The organism is Pseudanabaena mucicola FACHB-723, from assembly GCF_014696385.1.
GTDB lineage: Bacteria > Cyanobacteriota > Cyanobacteriia > Pseudanabaenales > Pseudanabaenaceae > Pseudanabaena.
This window is the reverse complement of the sequence record NZ_JACJQB010000016.1, coordinates 47248-72182: the sequence shown is the minus strand read 5'-3', so window position 1 is coordinate 72182 and position 24935 is coordinate 47248. Positions and strand designations below refer to the sequence as shown.

The following is a 24935-nucleotide window of genomic DNA, read 5'->3' as shown; positions in this document are numbered from 1 at the left end:
ATGCACTTAGTATCCGTTCTCGTAAATCTAGCGAATAGGGGGCTGCCATTTTTTCCTTTTATTCTAAATTGCTGTGGTGCGTTTGGTCTCAATTTGCTGTAATACCACTTTTACTAATCCTGTGCATACCGCTCCATTCACAAATGTCTTGCGAGTCTTACAAAAGCCTTTATTAGAACCAATCCTTTACCTAATGATCGCTTTATCACCCATTGTTTGGGTACAAACGTGGTTGAGTTATTTCAATGGAACTGCACATATCTCTGGAAGATTTTCTTCTTTTGCAGGTCGCCCAACGATGGGACAGTTGGACTATGTGACTAATCGCTCTGCACGAGTTTCACCTTCAGTCTTAGGACGACAAATGCTAGGAATGATGCATTACGATGCAACTGAAGTTCTAAATGAGATTCAGATCCCCACCTTAATCATTTCTGCAAATAAAGATGGGGCTACAGTTGTTGAGGCAAGTCACTATATGCATAAGGAAATAGGAAATTCAGAATTAGTGGTTCTCGCGCCTTCGGGACATATGAGTATGATGGAACAACACGAAGAATTTGTTGAGGCAGTAGCTAGTTTTGCTCGTCGCTGTTTTCATCAAATGTACTCACCTATAAGCTAAAGAAGTAATGATCACCATTCACCACTTAAATAACTCCCGTTCTCAACGAGTGCTTTGGCTGCTAGAGGAACTTGAACTCCCATACGAAATCAAGCGCTACGAACGTTATCCAAAGACCATGTTGGCTCCCGCATCGTTGCGGCGGGTACATCCCCTCGGCAAATCACCTGTGATTACTGATGGTGATCTCACCTTGGCTGAATCGGGAGCCATTATCGAGTATCTAGTCGATCGCTATGGAAATGGACGCTTGAAACCTGCTCTGGGCACACCAGAATATTTGCGCTATACCTATTGGTTGCACTATGCCGAAGGTTCGGCGATGCCGCCGCTATTGCTGAAGCTGATCTTCGATCAAATTGAGAAGAGTTCAATGCCCTTTTTTGTGCGTCCGATCGCTAGATCAATCACAAATCGCGTCAAAAGTTCGTTTATTGAACCTCAGATAACCCAACACCTTGATTATATGGAGGCAGAGATTAGCAAAAGCACATGGTTTGCTGGCAACGAATTTACCGCAGCCGATATCCAAATCAGCTTTCCATTGGAAGCAGCAGTAGCAAGGGCTGGACTGAACGAGAGTCGTCCCCAACTTATGACATTCTTGAATCGCATTCATAGTCGTCCTACCTATCAGAAAGCACTAGAGCGTGGTGGAGCTTACGATCTTTAAAATTTATCTTTAGTACCTGTAGAAACGTCAGAGAAAAGAGGGATTCAATGGAAAATACGTTGTTTAATAAAGTGTTTCGCGATCGCGAAGGTGAAGGCGAAATTGTTCTTGCTCAGATGCCGAACTTGCCTATCATTGTCTGGATTGTAGCTAGTTTGTTAAGGCTATTTTTTACAACAGGTAAAATTTCTATCGGATTAGAAGTAATCGCTTTTGGCTCTTTGTTTACTTGGGCTTGGGAAGAATTATTTCAAGGTGTTAATTACTTTCGGAGAGCAATAGGACTTATTATCCTTGTCAGCCTGATTGTGTCGAAGATTCAGTAACTGTAATCGCGATCGCGTCATTAATTTTATCAGTGTGAAAAAATATTATGGAAAATGAAATTAAAGATAGTTCCAGTGCATCCGATGATTCAGCAGGTAGTAAAACACTTCCTCTTAAAAAGGTACTCGATCAAAATGAAGAAATTAAAGAAAATGTAGAGGAATCTGCGGATAAACTTAGTTCAGTAAATGCAGTCCTCAAAAATGATGATAAAGTTGCTCCCCCCTTTCCCACCATCGAAGAGGTGATTGCTCAAAACGAAGAAGCCGAGAAAAAGGTGACTGAAGCTGCGGAAGATCTTGAACAAGTTAATACTCAACTGACCCAACAAGTAGTTGAGAGAAACGATATCGAATCTGAACTGAAGCAGACAAAGCAAGATCTATCTGAGGTGCGTACCGATTTATCGAAATCTCAAGAAAAAGAGAAAAATGCGGTGCATATGGCTCTTCATGATTCACTAACAGGGCTTCCAAATCGTTTGTTGTTAGAACAGCGTCTTGAGCATGGATTGATTCAATCAAGACGACATGGTTGGAAACTTGCGCTTATGTTCATTGATTTAGATAAATTTAAGAATATTAATGACTCTTATGGTCATGACATTGGCGATAAGGTGTTAATCGCTGTGGCAAAACGGTTACAAGATTTTGTACGCGGCGAAGATATCGTGAGTCGATGGGGAGGCGACGAGTTTAGCTGCATCCTGTTAGACATCAAGCTAGAAGATGAAGTAATTAACCTTGCTAAAAAAATGGCTGCTCGAATAGCTGAAGAATATGATTTTGACGGAATTAAGGTTTCTATAAGTGCCACGATTGGTATTGTCATAAGCTCTAGGGATGGAGAAACAGCTGACATTCTTTTTAAACAAGTTGATAGAGCCATGTATAGATCGAAAGGATCAGATCAGAGCGTTATGTTGTTTAGCGAATCTATTTTGGATATTCCTATTGTTGAATAGAAGCCTCCCTTGTTTAAAACCATACACAAATCTAACTAAATATAAAAATGCCTGACATAAATCCACTAGTCATAATTGAACCTGCTACAATCGAAGTTGGGGGGAGGACATATATTCCTATTGATAAAAGTCTGATTTCTCCTTGGGTTTGTGTCACTGGTGAGCATCCGATCGCTACCTTGACCTTAAAGGACGATGACTTATTTCTGATTACGGATACCTTAGGCAATATCTCTGATCTAAGCTGTCGCCTTGGTGGTATTGAAGACAGCATGGGATTATTTTGTCGAGATACCAGATTTTTGAGCCGTTTAGAGTTACAAATTAATGGGCGATCGCCGATTTCCTTTAGCAGCACGGCGCGTAAAGGCTTTGCAATGACGGTTTTATGTGCAAATCCCGAAATTGAGAATGGAAAGGGTGGTCAAATTAAGACTGAAACCATTGATATTCATCGAGAAATTGTGATTAAAGGTGGTTTTTTTGAGCGAACTCAAGTAACTAACTACAATACGCATCCAGTCAGCTTTACAATGAGTTTGAGCCTAGATGCGGATTTTCTAGATTTGTTTGAAGTTCGGGGAACAACGCGCGAAAAAAGAGGTAACTTCCTGCGTTATGTGCCAAATCAAGATCAGAAATCTGCGGAAATCTTGTCTAAGGAAATAGTGCTTGCCTATGAAGGACTAGATGGTTCTTTAATGGAATCGCGAATTCAATTTGATTCTTTTCAGCCTCAAGAGCTCCAAGACTATACCGCCATCTGGCATTTAGATTTAGCCGCCCATGAATCGCGAACAATTGGATATCGGATTCATTTATTTACGAATAATTGTCCTACCTCAATAGTTAGTGTCCCTGAAACCTTTACACAGGCTAAAACAGAGGAGTTATTAGAAGAGAAACTCTGGACTGAGCAAATCACGAAAATTCAAACCGATAATAAATCTCTGAATCATGTGATCGATCGCGCTGTGCAGGATATTTATTTGCTCAAACAGACATCGGAAAAGTATAACTTCCTTTCGGCGGGAGTGCCTTGGTTTTCGACTTTATTTGGTAGAGATTCGATTATTTCTGCTTCCCAAACTTTGGTTTTAGATCCCACGATTGCCCGTGATACGCTTTCTTTATTGGCTTACTTTCAAGGCAAAGTTGATAACGAATGGCAGGATGAACAGAAAGGGAAAATTCTCCATGAAATCCGATTGGGAGAAATGGCGCGTTGTGCTGAAGTTCCCCATACTCCCTACTATGGAACCGTGGATGCGACTCCTCTCTGGTTGATGCTATATGCGGAATACTATGCTTGGACTGCGGATGAAACAACCTTAAATCAGCTATGGCCGAATGCACTCTCAGCGATGGCATGGATCGATCGCAATTGCCAAGAAACGGGATATCTCCGTTACTATCGGTCTTCAGATAAAGGTTTACTTAATCAGGGCTGGAAAGATTCGGAAAACTGCATCGTCAATAGTAAGGGGGAAATCGCAGAGGGAGCGATCGCTTTATGTGAAGTACAGGGCTATGTCTACGCCGCCAAAATCCGCATGAGTGAATTAGCGGAAAAAAGGCAGTTGTTTGATCTGGCGGAACTTTGGCGATCGCAGGCGCAAGATTTGAAACGGCGCTTCAATCAAGATTTTTGGATGCCTGATCAAGACTATTGTGCGATCGCCTTAGATGGCGCAGGTAAGCAGGTGGATAGTGTTGCTTCTAACGCTGGGCATTGCTTGAATTTAGGTATTTTCGATTACGAAAAAGCGATTAGCGTCGCCGCTCGCTTAAATGCCCCTGATATGTTCAATGGCTGGGGTATTCGGACTTTGAGTAGCCTTTCACCTGCTTACAATCCGATGGGATATCACATTGGTTCTGTTTGGCCCCATGATAATAGTTTGATTGCGATCGGAATGCGATCGCATAGTCTTGTCAAACAATCCTTGAGAATTGCCCAAGGCTTAATTGATATGACAATCGCCCAGCCCTATCACCGTCCCCCTGAGTTATTGTGTGGCTATGAGCATGACGGCTTTAGCTTCCCAGTTCAATATCCTGTCGCTTGTTCACCGCAAGCTTGGGCAACGGGAAGCATCTTCCAATTAATCGCGGTCATGGTCAATTTTGTCCCCGATGCACCTAATAACCAACTGCGGATTCTCGATCCCTGCTTACTCAACTCGATCAATCGTCTATCAATTCAAAACTTACGGATTGGACAAACATTACTAGATCTAGAGTTTGAGCGTTCTGGAGATACTACCGCCTGTCGGGTCAATAAAAAACGCGGCAATGTTCGCGTAATCATTGAGGCATAAAAGCGCCAATTCAAAGAAGAAGTGCCGCGCAAAGCGGGGCACTTCTTCTTTTTATATACGATCGCAAATTTTTAGTTCGACCTGTTGCCATATCTTTGCTGAGATTTGTCGTTCAGTCATATTGTCAACTGTTTCAATACCGACTATACGATCGCTTAGCTTGTTCATCTCAAGCCGATATTTTAGTTCATACTTTGCCATACTTGGACCAAATATGAGAATAGAATTTGCATTGTAAATATTGGAAATAATTTCGTCATAGTAAATATTTAATTTTTCCTGCATGGTTCTTTGAGTAAATTTATTCGATGGCATTTGCATTAATTTATGATTATTTTTAAACAGTAAACTACTAGAATATTGTGATTGTTTATCAGATTCTAGAACTACCTTTTTAACTTCTTCCCGTTTTGCCATGATCGATACAATAATTGCTTTACGGTGATCAATCCATAAACCGACTTTACTCATTGGAGTATTTTCCTTAATTATTATTTCTCCTAATATCGCAACAAAAAAACATACATTTTTAATTTCTTAAAAATGTATGTTTTATCTAATTAAAAGTGTCACGAATCTGATTTTCTACGTCTTTCGTTGTTTCACGAGCAAGCTCTTCTGCGGGAGCGCTTTCATCGCTGGGTTTATAGTTGGGGTTAATAAAGCTGTTGTTCATCCCTTCTAACGTTTTAGCTTTAAATTGTTTGTCTTTACCATCAGATTCTGTTTGTCGGTTGCCTGTAAGTTTACCGAAAGCCTCTTGAGCTTTACCTTCAATATTTTTAGCTGTATTATCTTGACTTGCGGTTGCAACTTGATACTGTAGTTTGGCAATCGGATTGAAGGTAATGGCTGCCAAGCTAGACTCAGTGTTTAAATTTAAAATAGTGATCAGCAAGACAACTAGACTGATAACAGTAAAAAATTTACGAACTTGTTTAAGGAAACTCATATTTTTAATCCTAGATTAATTTTAGAGAAGAAAGTTGATGAATTCTAAGGTTATGTTTTAGAGGATGGCGTAGAAATAATTCATGAATTATTTCTACGCCCAAAGTGTTAATTTACTAATCAATAGCCTTTTTGACTTTATCTTTAACATCTTCAGCAGCGTGCCGAACCTTTGCTTCGGCTTGTTTTGCCTTGCCTTCTACTTGAGCTTTAGTATCACCAGTGACATCACCTACGGATTCTTGGATTTTACCTTCAACATTTTTAGCAGTTGCCTTGGCTCTATTTTCTACACTCATGATTGGATGCTCCTAATTAAAATTGATAACCATTAAGAAATCGACTTTGGATTTCTTTGTTTACTATGACAAATAGATATTTGATCTCCTGACTGAATTGATTAAATTGATTGAATAAAATACAAATCATCATCAAAGTTAGCAATTTCTCCCATTATGGAAGAAAGGGGCGGCGGATCGCATCTGAAGGTATGGGATTTTCCAAAATAGCTGCATCAAACAGCGTCACTCTTTGATCTGTTCCTTTAGATTTATACATAGCGCGATCAACTTGTCTAAAGAGAATCTCAGCCGTTTCACCATCTCTAGGACATAGAGCGATCCCAACGGTGGCAGTGATAGAAACCACAGTGCCGTCAAAATTACATTCTTGAGAAATCTGTTCAACCATTTTGTTGGCAAGATTAATTACATCGTCTTCGTAATTAACATTCAACAGAACACATATAAATTCATCACCACCCCATCGGCAGACCATATCTTCAGCGCGCACAGAAGCTTGCAAACGTTCTGCTACAGTAATCAACACTTTATCGCCAATATCGTGACCATAGGAGTCATTAACATTTTTAAATTTATCTAGGTCAATGAATAGAATTGCGAGTTTCCAACTGTATCTTCTAGCTTGGGTCAATCCATGATCAAGATGCTGCTCTAGCAATAAACGGTTTGGTAATCCTGTTAACGAGTCATGTAAGGCGATATGCAGTGCATCTTTCTCTTTTACCTGAGATTTTGACAAGTCGGCGCGAATATCTAGCAACTCACTCTTTGTTTGTTGCAATTCTAATTCAATATCAATTCTTTCCGCAACATGCTTAGCAAGTTCGGTATTAACTTGATGTAAATCTTCCGCAGCCTTGGTCACTCTTTGCTCAGCTTCTTCATTTTGAGCAATCACTTCTTCGATAGTCGGGTATGGATGACTAATTTTTTCTTCTTGTTTGAGTGCTGTATTAACTAAGTTGATTTGCTCTGCTGCTTTCTTAACATTGTCTTTGATTTCTTTACTTTGATCAAGAACAAGTTTTAAAGGAATTTCTTCATTGGTTACTGAATTACCCGAAACATTTGCATTTGTTGTCATTTACTTTTCCTTTAGAGTTTTCTACTCCATTAGAACTTACAAAAAATGAAATATAGCAATCCTAAATCATTTGTAAGAAAGGCAAGGGGCTGAAGCCCCTTGTTTAGCGTAGGTTAATAGTGCATTATCACTTCTTTTGGGGAGCTAAAAATTATATCCAACACCAACAACAATTCCTAAATCGGTATTGCGTAAAAATGCTAGATTTGTCGCCACGTTAATCGTGAAATTAGATGATAGTGGAATATCAACACCTGCTGTAAGCAAGGGGCCATAGCTACTATTAGAACCTGTGTCAATTGCGATGCCGCCACCTAGATAGGGTGCAAATCTGAAATCGCTAAAGGGTTGCTGAGGTTCAAAGTCATAGGTTACAGGGATCAGGAGGGTTGCAAAATCTCTGAGCAAGAAAATACTAGGACGAACTGATATCGTTTCCGTTAAACCTAATTTACTGAGAATTACAAAACTGCGATCGCCTAAATTGCCACTACCTGTAACTCCAAAATTTAAGCCCACGCCAATGTAGCTTGGGCCAGAACGAGTAGAGCGAAAGATCCGATTACCATTACTGTCTGTGGGCGGAAGAATTTGTGCGATCGCAGTTTCATTCTTGCTAAAGCTACTGGCATTAGTTGGGGGAATAGCAGTTTCATTCTTGTTAAAGCTACTGGCATTAGTTTGGGGAACATCGGTTAATGCTGCTACTGTAGATACCTTGCCCTCTGGTAACTTTACACATTCAACCATTGCTAAATTTTTTACAGGAGTTGTTACTTGTCTAACTTCCTTTTTTTGAATTAGCGCTGGACATTTAGTCGGTTTCTCAAGATCGATAATTGCATCTGTCTTTGCTTGTACTCCAGCCACAGAACTAATCACTAAATATAGATTGATGCCAACCAGAAGATTCAATTTCATGCTTTTACTCCTTATATAAGGATCTTTCAAGACCCAATAAATTTTAATTTGACATAACCATGTTTAATCTAATGATTGATTTGCTTGATTACAAAAAGAATTAAAAGTAAATTATTGTTTTTACGATTAATTTCTTCGCATGAATCCTAAATTTCACACATTCAATTGATAAGAATGTGGATCTCGATTGTCATCAGAAATTTCCCAATGCTTAATTCTTAGATATCGAAATATATTTTGGGCTGTTTTAATATTGTCATCTGAACCTTCCAGCATGATTAGATAATCGCCTTGGCTGATTGGACAATCATATTTTTTAGCAAGATCTTCAACAATATCTAGCCCTATCAAACTACTAACAATATTAATCAAAGAAACTTTATCCATTGGAAAATTGCTATCCCGTAACCCAGACAAAACCATCTCTGCAATAATGTGTTCCGAAAAGATTCCCATAGCCCGTTTATATTTTGCTTGTACGATCATAATCTCTATTATTTTTTGAAATTAAATAGATTAAAAGCTTCTATATTCATAGCTAGACAAATATATTTATCTGCTTGTAAACATATCAATACTTATGTAAATTCATGTCATCAGAAATTCAGTTTTACACTTTAATGTTGGAAATAATGTATAGTGAAAACATGACAAAAGATTGAATTGTATAAAATGATTTAGAACGGGGGAAATCTTTACAAAAAAACAAAAAAAAACGAAATATAAATATAAATATATTGTTGCGATAAAGAAATGTTGGAAACAATGCTGCTAATTTTTGATTGGCTTAATTGCAAATATTTGCCTTAGAGTTTTTGAACATTTAGCGCTTATTTGAATAATTAAGACACTCATAAATATACAAAGCACACGCGAGATTTACTCCCTATGGCAAAACGATCTCTAAAGGCATCACCATCAGGGATCAAAAAGGCTAAGCAGCAATTTGCTCTCAAAGGGTGGACTCAGGAATACTTAGCCAATGAAGTCGGAATCAAAACTAGACAACCAATTTGGCGCTTCTTTGCAGGACAAGCCATCGAACGTTATACATTTTTTGAACTTTGTACAAGATTAGATTTAGATTGGCGAGAAATTGCCCTTGATCCTCCCCTCGAATACATCGATCGGACTGAAGATGGAAATGATGATTTAAATGAATTAGGAATTGATATTCTTGTGCAAACAGTGCGATCGAAACGGCGCGAGAAAATCAATCATCAATGTGGGATCTTGCGGTTATTGGATGTGAATCGTCCTATTAAAATTGAACAGATTTATATTGATGTCAACATCCTAGAACAGATCGCCAGTCAGCAATGGCTAGAAATTGCGGCGATCAATAGTCTCACCCCTGAAGATATCGATCGCTATGGCTTGGGCAAAATTGTCGAAAGCCAAATTTCGGGTATACAGGCTGTTGCCAAATACAACAAGCTCAGGGTATTGGGCAAACCGGGATCAGGGAAATCGACATTTCTTAAACATCTTGCCATTGAATGTAATCGTGAGCAGTTTGGGGAAAGTCAAATCCCCATCTTTATCAAACTGCGAGATTTTGCCAAAGCTCGCAGAGATAACAATCAAATTGACTTATTAGAATTTATCCATCAGGAATTTCTTACTTCCGACATTTCACAACTCTCAGTCATCAAAAAGCTATTACAAGCAGGCAGGATTTTACTTTTAATTGATGGTATGGATGAAGTTCCCCATGAAGAGAAACAGGTCGTCATCAATGAAATTCGGCAGTTTGCTGACAAATACCACAAAAACCAATTTGTCGCAACCTGTCGCATTGCCTCACAAAAGCTATCTCTGCAAAGTTTTACAGATGTAGAAATCGCGCCATTTACCTAGAAACAAATTATTGGGTTTTCACAAAAATGGTTTATTGCCTTTAGCTACAATGCCGATGAGGGAGTCGCAAATTCATCAGAATTTATGAAAAAGCTGGAATTGCCAGAAAATTGGCGATTTCGCCGCATGATTACCACACCCTTGTTTCTGCATCTTGCCTGTTCCATATTTCATCGTCAAGGCAAATTTCCCCTTAAGCAAGCCGAATTTTATAAGCAAGGGATGGATTTACTGCTCGGTAAATGGGATGAAGCCGAAGGAATTGAACGCGATCAAGTCTATCGGGGATTTTTGCTACCCCAAAAGCTCAAATTATTGAGCCAAATTGCCGCCGCCACCTTTGAGCAAGGACAGTATTTCTTTGAGCAAGGCGTAGTTGAGCAATATATCGGTGACTATTTGGCAAACCTTCCCGAGGCAAGCGATGATCCTGAAGAAATTCAACAGGCAAGTGAACGTATATTAAAAGCGATTGAGTCCCAACATGGGATTTTAGCTGAGCGGGCGCGAGGCATCTTCTCATTCTCCTATCTGACATTACAAGAATATTTCACAGCTCGTAAGATTGTTGCCAATCATAATCTCCAAGCCCTAGGGCATTCTCTACAGGGGCTAGTAAATCATATTACCGATCCCCATTGGCGAGAGATCTTTTTACTAACATCAAGTATGCTCCGCAGTGCTGATGGTTTGGTAGAGTTAATGAAGCAACAAATCGATGGTCTTGTCTCTCAAGATCCACACCTACAGGATTTTCTAGCTTGGGCTAGCCAAAAGTCAAAATCGAATCCATTAGAAACAAAATCTGCGACAGGACGAGCCTTTTATCTGGCACTAACCCGTGCGCCCAATCTTGCCCCTAATCTTGCTTTAGCTTGTGCCCTAGATCAGGGTGAATTTTTAGACGAAGCTCTCGACGATCTATTACGCACATCTCTAATTCAAGATAGTCAAGATTTTGCCTATGTCCATGCTTGCAGTGAGGCTCTGAGTAATATTTTAGGGATTGTCGTTGATATTGGATTTCATAAATCACTTCAGCAACTCAGTGATCAATTACCCAATACCAATCATACAAAGGCAAGCTTTGAAAATTGGTGCCACAAAAATTATGCATCTTGGGTAACTAAGTTACAGGCTGCGATCGCATCCCACCGTAGTATTGGCAAAAAGTGGGAATTTAGTAGTTCTCAAGAACAAGCTTTGCAACATTATTACGATGCCAATCAACTGCTGCTTGATTGCCTCAATAGCAATTGCGAAGTTACCACTAGTATTCGCGAAGAAATAGAAGCAACTTTGTTACTACCACAACAAGAACTCGAAAAGCGCGAATGGGAATAATAGATAATTGATGTTACGTAGAAGTTTCTACAGCCCTCACCCCTAGCCCCTCTCCCAGAGGGCGAGGGGAACAAGAAAATATTGGTTTTGCTCCCCTTCTCCCTAGGGAGAAGGGGCTGGGGGATGAGGGTTTCACGTAACATTAGTAACTAAAAGAACCTTCTATGTATTACGTTTTGTAATGAAATCAAGCAAGTTTTCGATCTCAATTATTAAGTCAAGCATTCTTCTTAGAAGGTAGTTACAGTATGCCGTAGGAGCTTCAAATGACTACATCAACAAATCAAACTGTATATCCCGACGAAATTAACAAGGCGGGTGGGCATACAGTCGATAGTGAAGGATTGCTAAATAACTATGCGATTGAGCCAGAGATGACTTACATAGATGGTGAGTCCTCTCTATCAGAATTAACCAATAGAGTAACTGTTGTTGACATCTTTGATTCTGAAGAAGAAGCGAAACAGGCAGTATTGCAAATAGAGCAGAAGGGATTGCGGGTCGCTCATATTTCTATTGTTGCCAAACACTATAAAGAGCCTCAAAGTATTATGAACTGGGAAAACATCAATGCAGAAGGTGGTTTGGAACTCACTTTAACTAAGTTGGGAATTAGTGAACATGCCATTGCCACATTTGTAGAAGCAATTGACAACGGTAAGTTCTTAATCATTGAAGTTGGCAGCGATCGCGAAGCTAGTCAAGTGCAGCATGTACTAGAAAAATCTGGACATTCCCTTCAAGCAGACTAAATAATCCCAAAGCACAAAATGGCTTAGCCATTTTGTGCTTTGGGATAAGACAGTAGCAATTTGCCACGGGATCTTACAGACAGAGGAAAACTGATGATGATTCAAGCCCCGACTAGTACAAAGTCACTGAATAAGTATGCAAGCAAGCAGAAGATGAACACAACATATAGTGATCTATCATCTAGTGATCTATCATCTCAATCAGGAACTATATTTACGGTGGTAGATACTTTTGCTTCTAGTCAAGAAGCTAGACATGCTTCATTGGAATTGCAACGACAGGGTTTACTTTCCTCTCAAATTGTGATTATTACTCGCAATTATCAAGAGTACGAACATTCCATTAATTGGGAATATATCACTATAGATGGAGGTTTGCCTGAAATTTTAATGGAATTTGGAATTGATATTCACTCTGCGGCAAAATTTGAAGTCCAAGTAAAAAATGGTCAATTTTTAGTAGTAGCAGTTGTAAAAAATCGTTCAGCAATTGAAGCTCAATATCTTTTGGCGAATATTGGCCGTAAAGTAATCGCTGTTTACTAGGATTAAAATGCCATGACACAAACAGAAAGCTTAAACACCGAGGCTAGCCAAACTTCCGTTAATAACTCACAAAACAATCCTTTCAAGGGATTATTCAGTAACTTGCGTGGTGATTTAACAGGAGGACTAACTGCCGCAGTTGTTGCCTTACCTTTAGCCCTTGCCTTTGCCGTCGCTAGCGGAGTTGAACCCAAGGCAGGACTGTATACGGCAATCATTGCTGGGATAGTGGCGGCGGTATTTGGTGGCTCACCTGTGCAGATTACTGGCCCAACGGGAGCAATGGCAGTAGTTCTTGTGGGAATAGTTGCTAAGTATGGCATTGAGAAAGTTTGGATTGCGGGAGTAATGGCAGGAATCATCCAAATTGCGCTTGGGGTGGCTAAGCTAGGACGTTTAGTGAAATTTATTCCCTATCCTGTCACCGCAGGTTTTACCAATGGTATTGCAGTCATTATTTTTTGTGGACAATTAAATAATTTCTTGGGGTTACATTTGCCGAACCAAGAGCATTTCCTGCAATCACTATGGCAAACGGCCACAAATTTAGAAGGTTATAACTGGTTTGCGATCGCAGTGGCATTATTGACCATTGGCACAAAATTATTATGGAATCAAGTTAATCGATCGGTGCCAGGGTCATTAGTGGCGTTAATTGTGGCGACGGTGGTTGCTGTAATTGCTAAATCGCAATGGAATTTAGAAGTCCCAACTATTGGTGTAATTCCGCAGTCTTTGCCCATGCCTCAGACAATTGGTCACTGGACTGACTTTCGGTTGATCAGAGAATTGATTAACCCTGCCATCGCCTTAGCTGCCCTAGGTAGCATCGAATCACTACTATCTGCCGTGGTTGCGGATGGGATGAGTGTCAGCGATCGACACAATAGCGATCGCGAATTAATCGGTCAAGGTATTGCGAATATGATTGTGCCATTCTTTGGAGGCATTCCTGCAACTGGTGCAATTGCTCGTACTGCGGTAAATGTGCGTGCTGGTGGCAAAACTCGATTATCAGGGGTAATTCACGGTGTTGCTCTTGCCCTCATAGTTTTAGCCTTTGCACCTCTAGCCTCGCAAGTTCCCCTCGCGGCACTTGCGGGCATCCTCATGATTACCAGTATCCGCATGATGGAATGGAAAGCGATTAGCTTACTCATTCATACGACCTATGCTGACTTTGGAGTAATGATGTTGACATGGCTAGTAACTGTTTGCTTCGATCTAGTTTTAGCTGTGGAAGTTGGTCTGATTGCCGCAGGAGTTCTTTTCATCAAACGCATGAGTGAGTTAAGCCTTGTCAAAATGCCTGAAGAGATGGTCTTTCCTGCGGGTGTTCCCCTAGACTTTGGTAAAAAAATAGCCATTTATCGGATTGATGGGCCGATGTTTTTCGGGGCGGCGGAAAGATTTGTGAGCTTCTTGCGTGATGCCCCTGAGGTTAAGTTCTTGATTTTGCGAATGCGCTATGTGCCAAGTATGGACACAACTGGTTTGGTCGCGCTAGAAGAGATTTATCACGATTTGCAACGTCACAACTGCCAGCTAATTTTGAGCGCTCTGCGCCCTGAAGTCGAGCAACTGCTAGAGCGTAGTGGATTACTTAAGGAAATTGGTTATGCAAACTGCTTTAATTCCACAGAAGATGCAATCCGTAAAATCATGCCAAATCTCAACGAAACAGCTACTCTCTCTCTTGGTGAGATTGTATGAGCCATTGCCTAGTAAGTTCTAGTGATTACGGCATGGTAAATCGATAAAGAAACAACTGCCCACACCCACTTCACTAGTAACACCCACTTCACCTCCATGCAGTTCGATAATTCGCTTTACTATCGCCAACCCTAAACCTGTACCTTCATATTTGCGATTTAAGGCACTATCCACTTGAATAAAAGGTTGGAATAACTTACCAATCGCTTTAGGGGCAATGCCAATGCCTGAGTCTTTTACCAACAAACGGATGTATTGCAGATCACTGGCTGAAGCGCTCGATTGCGTAGATAACGGATAAATAGCTTCTAAGGTAATTTGTCCACCATCAGGAGTAAATTTGACGGCATTATTCAGCAGATTGATCAGCGATTGACGGATGCGACGTTCATCTAAATAGATGTCTGGGATGATATCGGGCAAATTGATTTGAACTTGAATTTGTTTTTTTAAGGCTTGGGGTTGAATAAACTTGAGACTTGACTCGCATAGGGAAATAATGGAAGTTGCGGTTAACTGCAATTGCATCTGCCCTGATTCGATCTTGGCAATATCTAGAACATCATTGATGAGGGAAAGTAAATGTAATCCGCTTTGATCTATGAGTTCCAAGGCTCTGATTTGTCGATCATTCATTTCACCATATACTTCTTCTTGGAGACTTTCGGTCATACCAAGAATTGCATTGAGGGGAGTTCGCAATTCGTGGCTCATGGTTGCCAAAAATTCATCCTTCAGGCGAGTTGCTTGTAATAGTTCCTCATAGGTTTGCTGGAGACTTATTTCCGCTAATTTGCGAGCCGTGACATCCTGAGCAGAGCCAATCATGAATTTAACTTTTCCCATAGCATCGCGGCTAAAGACAGAATAGCGACTATAGAGCCAGCGCCATTCCCCTGAGATGTTTCTCATGCGATATTCGCATTCATAGATTTTGCCCTCAACAGCTTCTTTTAATTGCTCATTTTCAGAGGCAATGGTTGGCAGGTCTTCAGGGTGGATCAGCATGGGAAAAAAGTTTGTGCCCATTGCCTGAATTTCCGCAGGGCTATAGCCCAGAATTGAGCCAATCTCGCGGTTTACGTAAATGTTGCGCTGTTCTTGAATGTCATAGATAAAGATAATGTTTGGGGAGGCATCGGCAATTTTTTGGAGAAATTCTTGACTTTCTTGTAAGTCAATTTCTACTTTTTTGCGATCGCTAATGTCTTGTATCAAAACCACCAAAAAATCGATATTACCATCGGGTTGTCGATGTGCCTGCACTGACAATCTGGTATAGATGATCTTGCCGCTTTTATGGATAAAGCGTTTATCGAATTCATATCCTTCGGTTTCACCTGATATGATCCGATTGAAATATTCTAGATTCATGTCCAAATCATCGGCATAGGTAATTTGATCCCAAGTTAATTCTTGCAATTCTGCGAAGGAATATCCCAAAATCTCACAAAGTCGATGGTTGGCATTGAGCCATCCCTTGCTTGGTGAGGTCATTGCCATCCCTATCATGTCCTGATCAAAATAGCGCCGACATAAATTTTCACTCGCTTGCAACTCGGCGGTGCGTTGATTTACTCTTTCTTCTAGCTCATTGTTAATTTGGACAATCCTTTGTTGGGTCTCAATGCGGTCAGTAATATCAATCACTACCCCTTCCCAAACCTTGCTACCATTGGGTAAGTTTCGGGGAATTGATTCGACGCTATACCATCGAATTTGATCATTGACGCTCAATTTTCCTTCCCAATAGAAGTGAGATCTTTCCCTCATAGCTTGGCTATTGAGTCGCATAAATTCCTGATAATCATCAGGATGGATTTGTTGAAATACAACATTCGGATCAGCTAGCACTTCCTGTTTTTGTAGATTGACCATGGTAAGAAAGCGATTGCTGACGAAAATGAACTTAAATACGCCATCATCGGACAATTTGGCAACGTAAGTACCGACGGGGATATTTTCTGTTAGTTGTAATGCTGTCTCACCAAGCTTTTGTAGTTCATCTTTAGCCTGTTGTGCTTCCTGTTGTGCGATTTGTAACTGTGCAGCTTGCTCGTTTAAGTTTTCATTTAGCTGTTGGATCTTTAGTTGCGTTTGCTTTTGCTCAGTCACATCCAAAGCTATGCCATGCCAAATCACATCTTGATTGGGGAGTTTTTCAGGGCGTGTGCTTACCTGTATCCACTTTAGCCGACCAGAAGGCGTGATGATCCGAAATTCACTGTGAAATGGTTGTAAGGTGTGTTTACTATTTTCAACGGCGGCAAGGTAGGTATCTACGTCATCAGGGTGGATTTGATTTAGGAGAAGGCTCGCATCTGCCATCGCCTCCTCTACGGTCACTTCCTGTAGTTCTTGGATGTAGGGGCTAATGTAGGTAAAGCTTAGCGAGCCGTCGGTGCGTTGACACAAGCTGTGGAGACATGCGGGTACTGCGATCGCAATTTTTTGTAAGACACATTCCCCACAAGTCAAATTACTCAAAGATTGATCGAACATAGATTTAGCAAATATGCGAGAAGTGAAGCACATTAATAATTTTCAAGAATTTGTCAAGAACAGATCCTAAAAATATCTAAATTAAGTATAGTCCTATACAATCTCAATTAACTTACTGATGCTTCCTTCATCAAAGGCTTGTGCCATTGACAAGAGTTGATTGGCAAAATTTTGATATTGCGGATTGAGGTCGCGAATAATTTGAGCAATCTCTATAATTGCCGAGAAATCACCAAGCTCTAAAGCTTCATGAATCTTAGTTAGCTCTGATTGGGGCGGCATGACTAGGGGATCGTCACTAACTACTGCTGTTGTAGTTGCTAGAGAATCTTGATAAATCCAAGATAAGTTTAAGTATTGCTGGATTTTATCTAATAAGATTGCAAAATTAATTGGTTTAGTCAGGAAATCATCGCAGCCCACTTGGATGCTGCTGATTTTATTAATATTGATAATGCTTGCAGAAATAGCAATGATCGGAATTTTTTGAAATCTTGATATATTGCGGAAATGGCGTACCATTTCAAAACCATCCATAATCGGCATAATCAGATCGGTAATAATTGCATCAATATGATTTTGGGTAGCAATATTGATGCCGTGATAACCATTGTCTGCCTCTAAAATCTTAAATCCTAAGGGTTCAAGGAAATGCTTGATCACAGCCCGATTTACCCAACGATCATCAACCACTAAAATTGTTTGCCGATCGCCTTCATAGCCTTTAATGCGGCTAAAGTTTTTGATGATTTCATCATTACACTTACTTGACTCCACAATTGCATTGAGTTCAGGCAATTCCAAATCAAACCAGAAGCAACTACCCCGATCAACTTCACTCTTAACTTGTAATTGTCCACCCATCATATTGACTAGTTTTTGGCTAATAGCTAAACCTAAACCTGTTCCTTCAGTACGTTTGTTCGGGTCGCCCACCTGCTCAAAGGGCAGAAATATCTTTGCCATATCATCAGGAGAAATACCTTTACCTGTATCGATGACTTCAAAACGGATATTACTGAGATACGGCAAAATCGCATCAGATTCAGAAGTATCCTGATTACTAGGTAATAGTTGCACTCGCAAAGTGACAGTGCCGCAATCGGTAAATTTAATAGCATTGCCTAACAAATTGATCAATATTTGGCGTAAGCGTTGCTCATCGACGAGGACAACTTTGGGTAAATCATCAGTCACTTCATAGTGATAGATGATGTCCTTCTCCTCAGCCTTAATTTGGCAGATTTGACCAACTCCCATCAAGAACTTCGGCAACTGTACAGCGTTGGCTCCTAGCTCTAAGTGATGGGCTTCAATTTTCGAGAGATCGAGAATTTCTGAAATTAAGCCCAGTAAATGTTCGCCACATTGACTGATTATATCTAGTCCTTCTTTTTGATCCTGTGTTAAATCAGGATCGAGGGAGAGAATTTGCGTATAGCCAAGAATGCCATTCAGTGGCGTACGTAATTCATGGCTCATATTCGCAAGGAAGGTGCTTTTTGCTTGGTTAGCTTCTTCTGCCTGTTGTTTGGCTTGTTGCAAAGCCAGTTCATCGTGATGGCGCTTGGTGACATCCATTGCCATGGTAATGATCATCATTCTGCCGTCATCCAGAGTACCTAATGGTGAGGCGCTAAAATCCCAGATTCTCACTGAACCATCTTTGGTACGCAGTGCATATTGCCCGTCATGGGTGGCTTGCTCAATTTGATAAACTTTATCGATTTGTGTTTTTATTTCTTGATAGTTTTCACCATAGGCTTGCCTTGCCCATTCGGTAATGGTGGGAATATCCTCGATGGTGTAGCCCGTTAAGTTTGTCCAAGCTTTATTAAGTTGCAAAACTTGATCATCTTCAGTATGGAGAATAATAGGTAAAGGAGCATCATCAATCGCACGGCGCAGCTTTGCTTCACTTTCTTTGAGCGCCCTAGTAATGCGTTTCTGCTCAGTGATATCTTGCACAAACAGAAAAAACTGTCCATCTCCTTGATCTAAATAGGAGGTGTTAACTTGAACATCAATGCGATGCCCTAGTTTATGCTTCCATTGTTGACTGACTCGTTCTTTGCTGCTATGGATGAGTTTGGGAATAGATATTTGACAGCTTTCACTGAATTCTAAATCACAAATGGAAAGATGTAATAACTCGGCTTTACTATAGCCAGTAATGTTGGATAAAGCTTCATTTACTTCTATAAAATTGCCAAGGAAGTTAAGCATGGCATAGCCATCAATGGAGGTTTCGATGGCATTGAGGTAGCGCGAGGCACTTTCGGCAATAATTTTCGCTTTCTCGATAGCTGCTTCTTGTGCGAGTACATGAATTGCCTTTTTCCCTGACTGTCTAATTTGATAGGCAATATATACAACAATACTGATCAAAAGACTTGATAGCCCCAGCACAGCCAGACCCAATTGGTTTAGGGGGGCATTAGCTTCACTGAGATCGATCTTGGTAATCAATACCCAAGGTGTACCCTCTATTCTCAGTGCCGCGCCAAAAACTGGGATATTGCGATAGTCAACGAATTGACCAACGACCCTAGACTCATTTAGCCCTTTTGCAGCAAGAAAATTAGTCTGATTAATTGGTCTCGTAAAATCTAAGGAGTCATTATTTTGATGACGCATCGGTGTGAGAAATCGCACCACATCTCCTTCGCGTTTGGCTAGTAAATTCTCAGCAGTTTCGCTAGATGTTTGCCATTGAGTAACTAGTGGTATTAAATCTTGTTTAGGATCACTTTCGACATAGATCGCCCCCACAAAGCTACTTTGCGAATCATGAATTGGTGCAAATATGCCATAGACAGCTATTTTCTCTACATCAGTTTCGATCCAATCGAAATCAATTAATTCCGATTCCCAAATGTTATGGGTTCTTGCTTCTAATTCTTTCTGAAAGGCAATATTTACGCCCTTGGGCAAGATTTCAGACTTGCCTGTTTGCCAGACCACTTGCCCGCGATGATTGATGAGGACAATGCGGCGATAGTTGTAGGCATTTTTGTAGTCGATACCTAGTTGCTTCATGACTTGCAATTGTCTTTGTGATTCAGGATCTTGTTTTACATTGTCAATCACTTGCAAGGCGTTTAAAACTGATACTCGCGAAGCCAGTATTACGGCATCGCTTTTTCGCTCATTGAGCCATTGATTAATTTGTGCTGTTTTTAAATCTGCGATCGCACGTAAGTTTTCTTCGGTGGTGCGGGCAATTTTGGTGCTGAACCATTGAAATGTCCATAAGCCACCGCCAGCTATACCGATAATTGCGATCGCTAATCCTATAAACAAGTTTTTTGTAGAGGGCGGATGCTTAATCTGAGCATTTTCGATCCCCCCTCTATTCCCTATATTGATTATGTTTATAGGTAAGTTTTGCAATAATTTGCTCAGCATCTCTTTTATCCCACCCACAAATATAAAATGTGTGGAAATTTATCAGTAAATACAATATTAAATTGCCATATCAATATTGTCAGCCCAAAAAACTGAATATCAACCTCAGTTAAACTAATTGTCACAATTAGCTTAGCCCTCATCCCCCAGCCCCTTCTTTCTAGGGGAGAAGGGGAGCAAGAATTTTTCTTATTCCCCTCTCCACTAGGGAGAGGGGCTAGGGGTGAGGGGCTTAATCTTGAAATTATGACAATTCATTTAACTTGGCTTACAATTCGGCATTTTAGGCGAAAATAAATATAAATATCACCTAGATCTCAAGTAAATTTAGATCTTAAGTCTAGGTTTTATATTTTTTGCTCGATTGTCTCTTTGTAGGTTAGATGATCCAAATGGTAAATAAATTGCCGCAGGATTTGGAAAATACGCAACTACAAACACGCCACTCCAAAACTAAAAACCTATTTTGGGGACTTGCGATCGCAGTTGCAACAATATCGGGTGGGGGATTAATTGCATTTCAATGGTTTGGACAAGAAATTAACCAGAGTACCCAGAGAAATCTGTTGCAAGTTGGTACATTAAAATCTAATCAAATTGAAAAATGGATCACTGAGCGCAAAGCTGATGCCGTCATCTTTGCCACTCGACCTTCAGTGATGATTACGCTGCAATCCATAGAAAGTAATATTCAAAACCCTGAATCACAAAGGCAAAGAACTTTTTTGGAGTTTGGCGCAGTCGCCACCATCACAGAATATAACTATCGCAATATTACTTTAATCAACCATAAGGGCAAATCTGTATGGCAAGCAGGGCAGGTTGAAGCCTTAACCCCAGAGGTGCAACTAGCCGTACAGGAAATGGCAAAGCTGCCTTTAATCCAAAGTCAAGAAGTTTTTATCGATTTGCACTGGCAAAAAACTGATACTAACAGCGTGATTGTCTGTGGTGTGGTTGCGCCAGTCTATGACGAAAAAAATGCTTTTATCGGCGCAGTATACATCCAGTCATCGCCCTATAATTACCTATTTCCCCTACTTCAATCAGCAATATCCTTACAACTTACCAGTGAGACATTTTTGGTTCGTCCAGAAGATGACTTGGTAAGACAACTAAGTCCACTCCGTTATCAGCCCAATGCCGCTTTGAATTTTACGAGATCAATTAGAGCCCCAAACAGTCAAAATCTGCTAGCGATACAGGCTATCCAAGAAGGCAAGACCTTAATGCAGGGAATTGATTATCGCAATATTCCTGTGATTGGGGCATCAGTCAAAATCACAGGCACTAATTGGGTGTTAATTTCCAAAATAGATGTGAGTGAGGCAAATGTGCCTCTCAATCGACTGGGGCTGATCATCAGTGCCTTAACAGGGACTTTGATCAGTATTGTCTTTTATATTGCCTATCAAATTCGCCGCTCAGGTCAATTAGCAATGCAAACCCTCTTGCAAAGGGCAGAAACTGAACAAGCACTGATTATTGCCGATAATGCTTCCCGCTATCTCACCGCCATTGAAACCTCCATTGATGGTTATGCCATGCTCGATCGCAGTGGTAAATTTATTGAGGTCAATGCGGCTTTGACGGAAATGACGGGCTACAGCATTGATGAACTCTTAGCCCGATCAATCTTTGACTTGGAAATCAATCCAACCACTAACCCCACTAAATTTATTGATCATCTCATCGCCGCTAATAAGGAAAAAATTCATCAGCAGTGGCAACATAAAAATTGCGATCGCATTGATGTGCAACTTAGCATTTCTTACCTATCCCAAAAAGATGGGCAATTCTTTGTATTTATCCAAGACATCACCAGTCGGCTCAAACTACAGCATGAACTAGAACGCTCAGCACAACTACATACATTTCTAAGTCGTGCTAATGAATCCATCGTGCGGATTCAAGACCCCGCCGAGCTATTGCAAAAAATCTGTGAAATTGCGACTAGCTATGGTAACTTTCGACTGGCGTGGGTAGGCATCGCCAACACTGCAACCCTGAATGTGGAGCATATAGCGGTCGCAGGTGAAGCCCTTGACTACCTTCAAGACATCCAAGTTTCCATTGACACCTCTCTGCCTACTGCCTACGGCCCCGCAGGCACAGCCATTAGAGAAAGAAAAATCATCATCATTAACGACTTTCTGCACGATCCTCAAACTCTGCCATGGTGCGCCCAAGCCAATCAATATGGTTTTAGAGGTGTTGCGGCTTTTCCCTTACCCATCGATCAGCATACCGTCGGCGCAATTATGTTTTACACATCAGAGCTTGACTATTTTGCTGAGGATGTTGTGAATTTGCTTACAGAGTTGACCGAAGACATTTGCCTAGCCTTACGCTTGTTAGAGTCAGAGAAATTGCGTAAACGTAGCGAAAATTTGCTCCAAGAGAGCGAAGAGCGATTTCGATTGGCAATTGTGAATGCACCATTTCCAATCATACTCTATTCGACTGATGGCAAGCCTTTGCAAGTCAATCGCGCGTGGATTAATCAAGCAGGATATGGTGACTGTGACATCCTTGAAGTCACCGAATGGACAGAACAATTTTGTCAAGAATATCAAGAGATTTTAGTTCCCTCTAATCATCATTTCAATGTTGATCATTATGATGCTGAAGACAATAGCGATGATTTGGCTGTCTCCACCGAATTAACGATCACCACCTATGAAGGTGCAACAAGGATTTGGCGATTTGAGTCCGCACTCCTCAGCAATACTAATCATTCTAAAGTCATCATTGGCATGGCAACGGATGTCACAGAACAAAAACAAGTAACCCAAAAGATCCAAGAAAGTGAAAACCAAATGCGCCGTGCGATCAACTACGCACCATTTCCCTTGGTGATTCATGTTGAGGGTGGGCAAATCTTACAAATCAATCGGGCTTGGACAGAAATCACTGGCTATACCCATGAGGAGATTCCCACGGTTCGAGATTGGGTATACAAGGCTTATCAAAAAAATCATGAGTTGATTCTAGAAGGAATTTCTAAGCTCTATGGTATCAACGAGAAGCTTGATGAAGGAGAATTTGAGTTTTTTGCCAAGGATGGTTCTAAGAAAATTTGGAATTTTGTGACAGCTCCCCTTGGGCAACTTGCCAATGGACAACGTGCCATCATTTCTATGGCGATGGATATCACCGAGCGCAAAGCCTATGAGCTGGTTTTGGGAGAGGCAAAGGAACAGGCAGAAGCTGCCAACCGAGCCAAGAGTGACTTTTTGGCAAGCATGAGCCATGAGCTACGGACTCCCCTCAATGGCATCTTGGGCTATGCCCAAATTTTATTGAGTGATGATGAAGCAACTGAACGTCAAATTGATGGATTTAAAGTCATCTATCAATGTGGTTCACACCTACTAGACTTGATTTCTGAGATTTTAGACCTATCGAAAATTGAAGCTAAAAAGCTCGATCTGTTTCCCGAAGAAATATCCCTAGCAACCTTTTTAACAGGGGTCGTGCAGATTTGTGAAATTAAAGCTAAAGAGAAGAACTTAGAGTTTGTCTACCAAGTCTCAGAGCATCTACCTGACTATATATTGGTTGATGAACAACGGCTGCGTCAGATTTTGCTGAACCTGTTGGGCAATGCGATCAAGTTTACCGATCGCGGCAATGTGATTTTCAGGGTACATTTAGTGGCAACCGAGCCGCAAACCCAGCAAGAGGATGATTCATGCGCTTTATTACCAAAGATTCGCTTTGAGATTATTGATACAGGTAAGGGGATCGCCGCCGCAGACCTCGCTAAAATCTTCTTACCCTTTGAGCAGGTGGGCGATCGTCAAAATCGACCCGATGGTACAGGTTTAGGGCTAGCCATTACTCAAAAGTTAGTCACGATGATGGGTAGCAAGTTACAAGTGACTAGTCAGATCAATCAAGGTAGTTGTTTTTGGTTTGATCTCGACCAGCCGAAAGATATTACTGATCATGATTGGTCAAGCTACAGCACAGCGATCGACGCTAACTACACCAATATCATCGGTTACCACGGAGAGCCAATTACGATTTTGGTGGTGGATGATCGCTGGATGAATCGTGTTGTGATCAAGCATTTACTGGAACCTTTGGGCTTTGTGGTAATCGAGGCAGAAAATGGTCAGCAGGGAATCATGATGGCAGGGAATCATCCTATAGATGCAATCATTGCCGATCTGGTGATGCCGATGATGGATGGGTTTGAAATGACTCGTCAACTGAGGCAGATGCCAGAATTTGCCAATCTGCCAATTTTTGCCCTTTCAGCAAGCATTTTAGAGACCGAAAAAGTCAAGAGTTTAGAGGCAGGCTGCAATGAATTTTTGGCAAAACCGATTAATTCGGTTATTCTGTTAGACAAGCTCCAAGAATATTTGCAAATATCATGGATATGGAAAGAGACAACTGCCGCAGAGACAAGTTTAGAAACCGACAATAAGCTGTTATTATTACCTCCGTCCTCAGACATTGAGGCAATCAAACTAGCTTTAGATATCGGTGATTTTGGGGGGATTGAGCAAATTGCTCAAAAAATTATCCAGACTGACACCCAGTACCAATATTTTGTTGATAAATTACTAGTTTTTGCCCGATCCTTTGATGAGCAGAACATATTGCAGCTAATTGAGTCTGGACTATAACC

Annotated in this window: 17 protein-coding genes and 1 pseudogene; 10 read left to right on the top strand and 8 right to left on the bottom strand. The window is 40.8% G+C overall.

Annotation, left to right across the window (positions count from 1 at the left end):
* Nucleotides 1-73 precede the first annotated feature (73 nt).
* The 5 genes from H6F41_RS09955 to H6F41_RS09935 are packed head-to-tail and all read left to right on the top strand — an operon-like array spanning nt 74 to nt 4910.
* The gene (locus tag H6F41_RS09955; RefSeq protein WP_322095902.1) at nt 74-625 is read left to right on the top strand and encodes an alpha/beta fold hydrolase; all 552 of its coding nucleotides are present in this window, start codon (nt 74-76) and stop codon (nt 623-625) included.
* Between the two features lie 7 nt (nt 626-632).
* Nucleotides 633-1298 (top strand): glutathione S-transferase, encoded by a 666-nt coding sequence (locus H6F41_RS09950; protein WP_190403325.1) that lies wholly within the window; start codon nt 633-635, stop codon nt 1296-1298.
* 47 nt (nt 1299-1345) lie between these two features.
* On the top strand, nt 1346-1624 hold the full coding sequence (locus H6F41_RS09945) for a hypothetical protein (RefSeq protein WP_190403324.1): 279 nt from the start codon (nt 1346-1348) through the stop codon (nt 1622-1624).
* 47 nt (nt 1625-1671) lie between these two features.
* Complete coding sequence (locus H6F41_RS09940; RefSeq protein ID WP_190403323.1) at nt 1672-2589, top strand: diguanylate cyclase domain-containing protein; 918 nt, start codon at nt 1672-1674, stop codon at nt 2587-2589.
* 47 nt (nt 2590-2636) lie between these two features.
* The gene (locus H6F41_RS09935; RefSeq protein WP_199288728.1) at nt 2637-4910 is read left to right on the top strand and encodes an amylo-alpha-1,6-glucosidase; all 2274 of its coding nucleotides are present in this window, start codon (nt 2637-2639) and stop codon (nt 4908-4910) included.
* A 51-nt stretch (nt 4911-4961) separates the two neighbouring features.
* Here H6F41_RS09935 and H6F41_RS09930 read toward each other — a convergent pair whose 3' ends face one another.
* The 6 genes from H6F41_RS09930 to H6F41_RS09905 all read right to left on the bottom strand — a co-directional run bounded on the left by H6F41_RS09930 (nt 4962) and on the right by H6F41_RS09905 (nt 8654).
* A complete protein-coding gene (locus H6F41_RS09930; protein ID WP_190403322.1) occupies nt 4962-5381 on the bottom strand; it encodes a hypothetical protein in 420 nt (139 codons plus the stop codon).
* Nucleotides 5382-5466: 85 nt separating this feature from the next.
* Entirely contained in the window at nt 5467-5862 is a 396-nt protein-coding gene (locus H6F41_RS18975) for a CsbD family protein (protein WP_190403330.1), read from the bottom strand.
* A 115-nt stretch (nt 5863-5977) separates the two neighbouring features.
* Nucleotides 5978-6160 carry a CsbD family protein gene (locus tag H6F41_RS09920; protein WP_190403321.1) on the bottom strand — a complete coding sequence of 61 codons (183 nt, stop codon included), beginning with the start codon at nt 6158-6160 and terminating at the stop codon, nt 5978-5980.
* A gap of 154 nt (nt 6161-6314) precedes the next feature.
* Nucleotides 6315-7247 (bottom strand): GGDEF domain-containing protein, encoded by a 933-nt coding sequence (locus H6F41_RS09915; protein ID WP_190403320.1) that lies wholly within the window; start codon nt 7245-7247, stop codon nt 6315-6317.
* Between the two features lie 144 nt (nt 7248-7391).
* Nucleotides 7392-8168 (bottom strand): outer membrane protein, encoded by a 777-nt coding sequence (locus tag H6F41_RS09910; RefSeq protein WP_190403319.1) that lies wholly within the window; start codon nt 8166-8168, stop codon nt 7392-7394.
* 153 nt (nt 8169-8321) lie between these two features.
* The gene (locus H6F41_RS09905; RefSeq protein ID WP_190403318.1) at nt 8322-8654 is read right to left on the bottom strand and encodes a hypothetical protein; all 333 of its coding nucleotides are present in this window, start codon (nt 8652-8654) and stop codon (nt 8322-8324) included.
* Between the two features lie 402 nt (nt 8655-9056).
* Between H6F41_RS09905 and H6F41_RS19350 the strand changes: the two are divergent.
* The 4 genes and pseudogenes from H6F41_RS19350 to H6F41_RS09885 all read left to right on the top strand — a co-directional run bounded on the left by H6F41_RS19350 (nt 9057) and on the right by H6F41_RS09885 (nt 14383).
* A pseudogene (locus H6F41_RS19350) lies at nt 9057-11372 on the top strand (NACHT domain-containing protein).
* 266 nt (nt 11373-11638) lie between these two features.
* Nucleotides 11639-12124 (top strand): hypothetical protein, encoded by a 486-nt coding sequence (locus tag H6F41_RS09895; protein ID WP_190403317.1) that lies wholly within the window; start codon nt 11639-11641, stop codon nt 12122-12124.
* A gap of 93 nt (nt 12125-12217) precedes the next feature.
* Nucleotides 12218-12670, top strand: a complete 453-nt coding sequence (locus H6F41_RS09890; RefSeq protein WP_190403316.1) for a hypothetical protein — start codon at nt 12218-12220, stop codon at nt 12668-12670.
* A 12-nt stretch (nt 12671-12682) separates the two neighbouring features.
* A complete protein-coding gene (locus H6F41_RS09885; protein ID WP_190403315.1) occupies nt 12683-14383 on the top strand; it encodes a SulP family inorganic anion transporter in 1701 nt (566 codons plus the stop codon).
* Nucleotides 14384-14401: 18 nt separating this feature from the next.
* Here H6F41_RS09885 and H6F41_RS09880 read toward each other — a convergent pair whose 3' ends face one another.
* Both H6F41_RS09880 and H6F41_RS09875 read right to left on the bottom strand, forming a co-directional pair.
* Nucleotides 14402-16885 (bottom strand): PAS domain-containing protein, encoded by a 2484-nt coding sequence (locus H6F41_RS09880; RefSeq protein WP_190403314.1) that lies wholly within the window; start codon nt 16883-16885, stop codon nt 14402-14404.
* Nucleotides 16886-16978: 93 nt separating this feature from the next.
* The gene (locus H6F41_RS09875) at nt 16979-20188 is read right to left on the bottom strand and encodes a PAS domain S-box protein (RefSeq protein ID WP_190403313.1); all 3210 of its coding nucleotides are present in this window, start codon (nt 20186-20188) and stop codon (nt 16979-16981) included.
* A gap of 497 nt (nt 20189-20685) precedes the next feature.
* Between H6F41_RS09875 and H6F41_RS09870 the strand changes: the two genes are divergently transcribed.
* Nucleotides 20686-24933, top strand: a complete 4248-nt coding sequence (locus H6F41_RS09870; protein ID WP_190403312.1) for a PAS domain S-box protein — start codon at nt 20686-20688, stop codon at nt 24931-24933.
* Nucleotides 24934-24935 lie beyond the last annotated feature (2 nt).

Excerpts from the sequence above, each read along its gene's own strand:
- H6F41_RS09870 (WP_190403312.1), top strand. The coding sequence starts at position 20,686 with ATGGTAAATAAATTGCCGCAGGATTTGGAAAATACGCAACTACAAACA.
- H6F41_RS09920 (WP_190403321.1), bottom strand. The coding sequence starts at position 6,160 with ATGAGTGTAGAAAATAGAGCCAAGGCAACTGCTAAAAATGTTGAAGGT.
- H6F41_RS09880 (WP_190403314.1), bottom strand. The coding sequence starts at position 16,885 with ATGTTCGATCAATCTTTGAGTAATTTGACTTGTGGGGAATGTGTCTTA.
- H6F41_RS09905 (WP_190403318.1), bottom strand. The coding sequence starts at position 8,654 with ATGATCGTACAAGCAAAATATAAACGGGCTATGGGAATCTTTTCGGAA.
- H6F41_RS09930 (WP_190403322.1), bottom strand. The coding sequence starts at position 5,381 with ATGAGTAAAGTCGGTTTATGGATTGATCACCGTAAAGCAATTATTGTA.
- H6F41_RS09940 (WP_190403323.1), top strand. The coding sequence starts at position 1,672 with ATGGAAAATGAAATTAAAGATAGTTCCAGTGCATCCGATGATTCAGCA.
- H6F41_RS09915 (WP_190403320.1), bottom strand. The coding sequence starts at position 7,247 with ATGACAACAAATGCAAATGTTTCGGGTAATTCAGTAACCAATGAAGAA.
- H6F41_RS09895 (WP_190403317.1), top strand. The coding sequence starts at position 11,639 with ATGACTACATCAACAAATCAAACTGTATATCCCGACGAAATTAACAAG.
- H6F41_RS09885 (WP_190403315.1), top strand. The coding sequence starts at position 12,683 with ATGACACAAACAGAAAGCTTAAACACCGAGGCTAGCCAAACTTCCGTT.
- H6F41_RS09945 (WP_190403324.1), top strand. The coding sequence starts at position 1,346 with ATGGAAAATACGTTGTTTAATAAAGTGTTTCGCGATCGCGAAGGTGAA.
- H6F41_RS09950 (WP_190403325.1), top strand. The coding sequence starts at position 633 with ATGATCACCATTCACCACTTAAATAACTCCCGTTCTCAACGAGTGCTT.
- H6F41_RS09890 (WP_190403316.1), top strand. The coding sequence starts at position 12,218 with ATGATGATTCAAGCCCCGACTAGTACAAAGTCACTGAATAAGTATGCA.
- H6F41_RS18975 (WP_190403330.1), bottom strand. The coding sequence starts at position 5,862 with ATGAGTTTCCTTAAACAAGTTCGTAAATTTTTTACTGTTATCAGTCTA.
- H6F41_RS09910 (WP_190403319.1), bottom strand. The coding sequence starts at position 8,168 with ATGAAATTGAATCTTCTGGTTGGCATCAATCTATATTTAGTGATTAGT.
- H6F41_RS09935 (WP_199288728.1), top strand. The coding sequence starts at position 2,637 with ATGCCTGACATAAATCCACTAGTCATAATTGAACCTGCTACAATCGAA.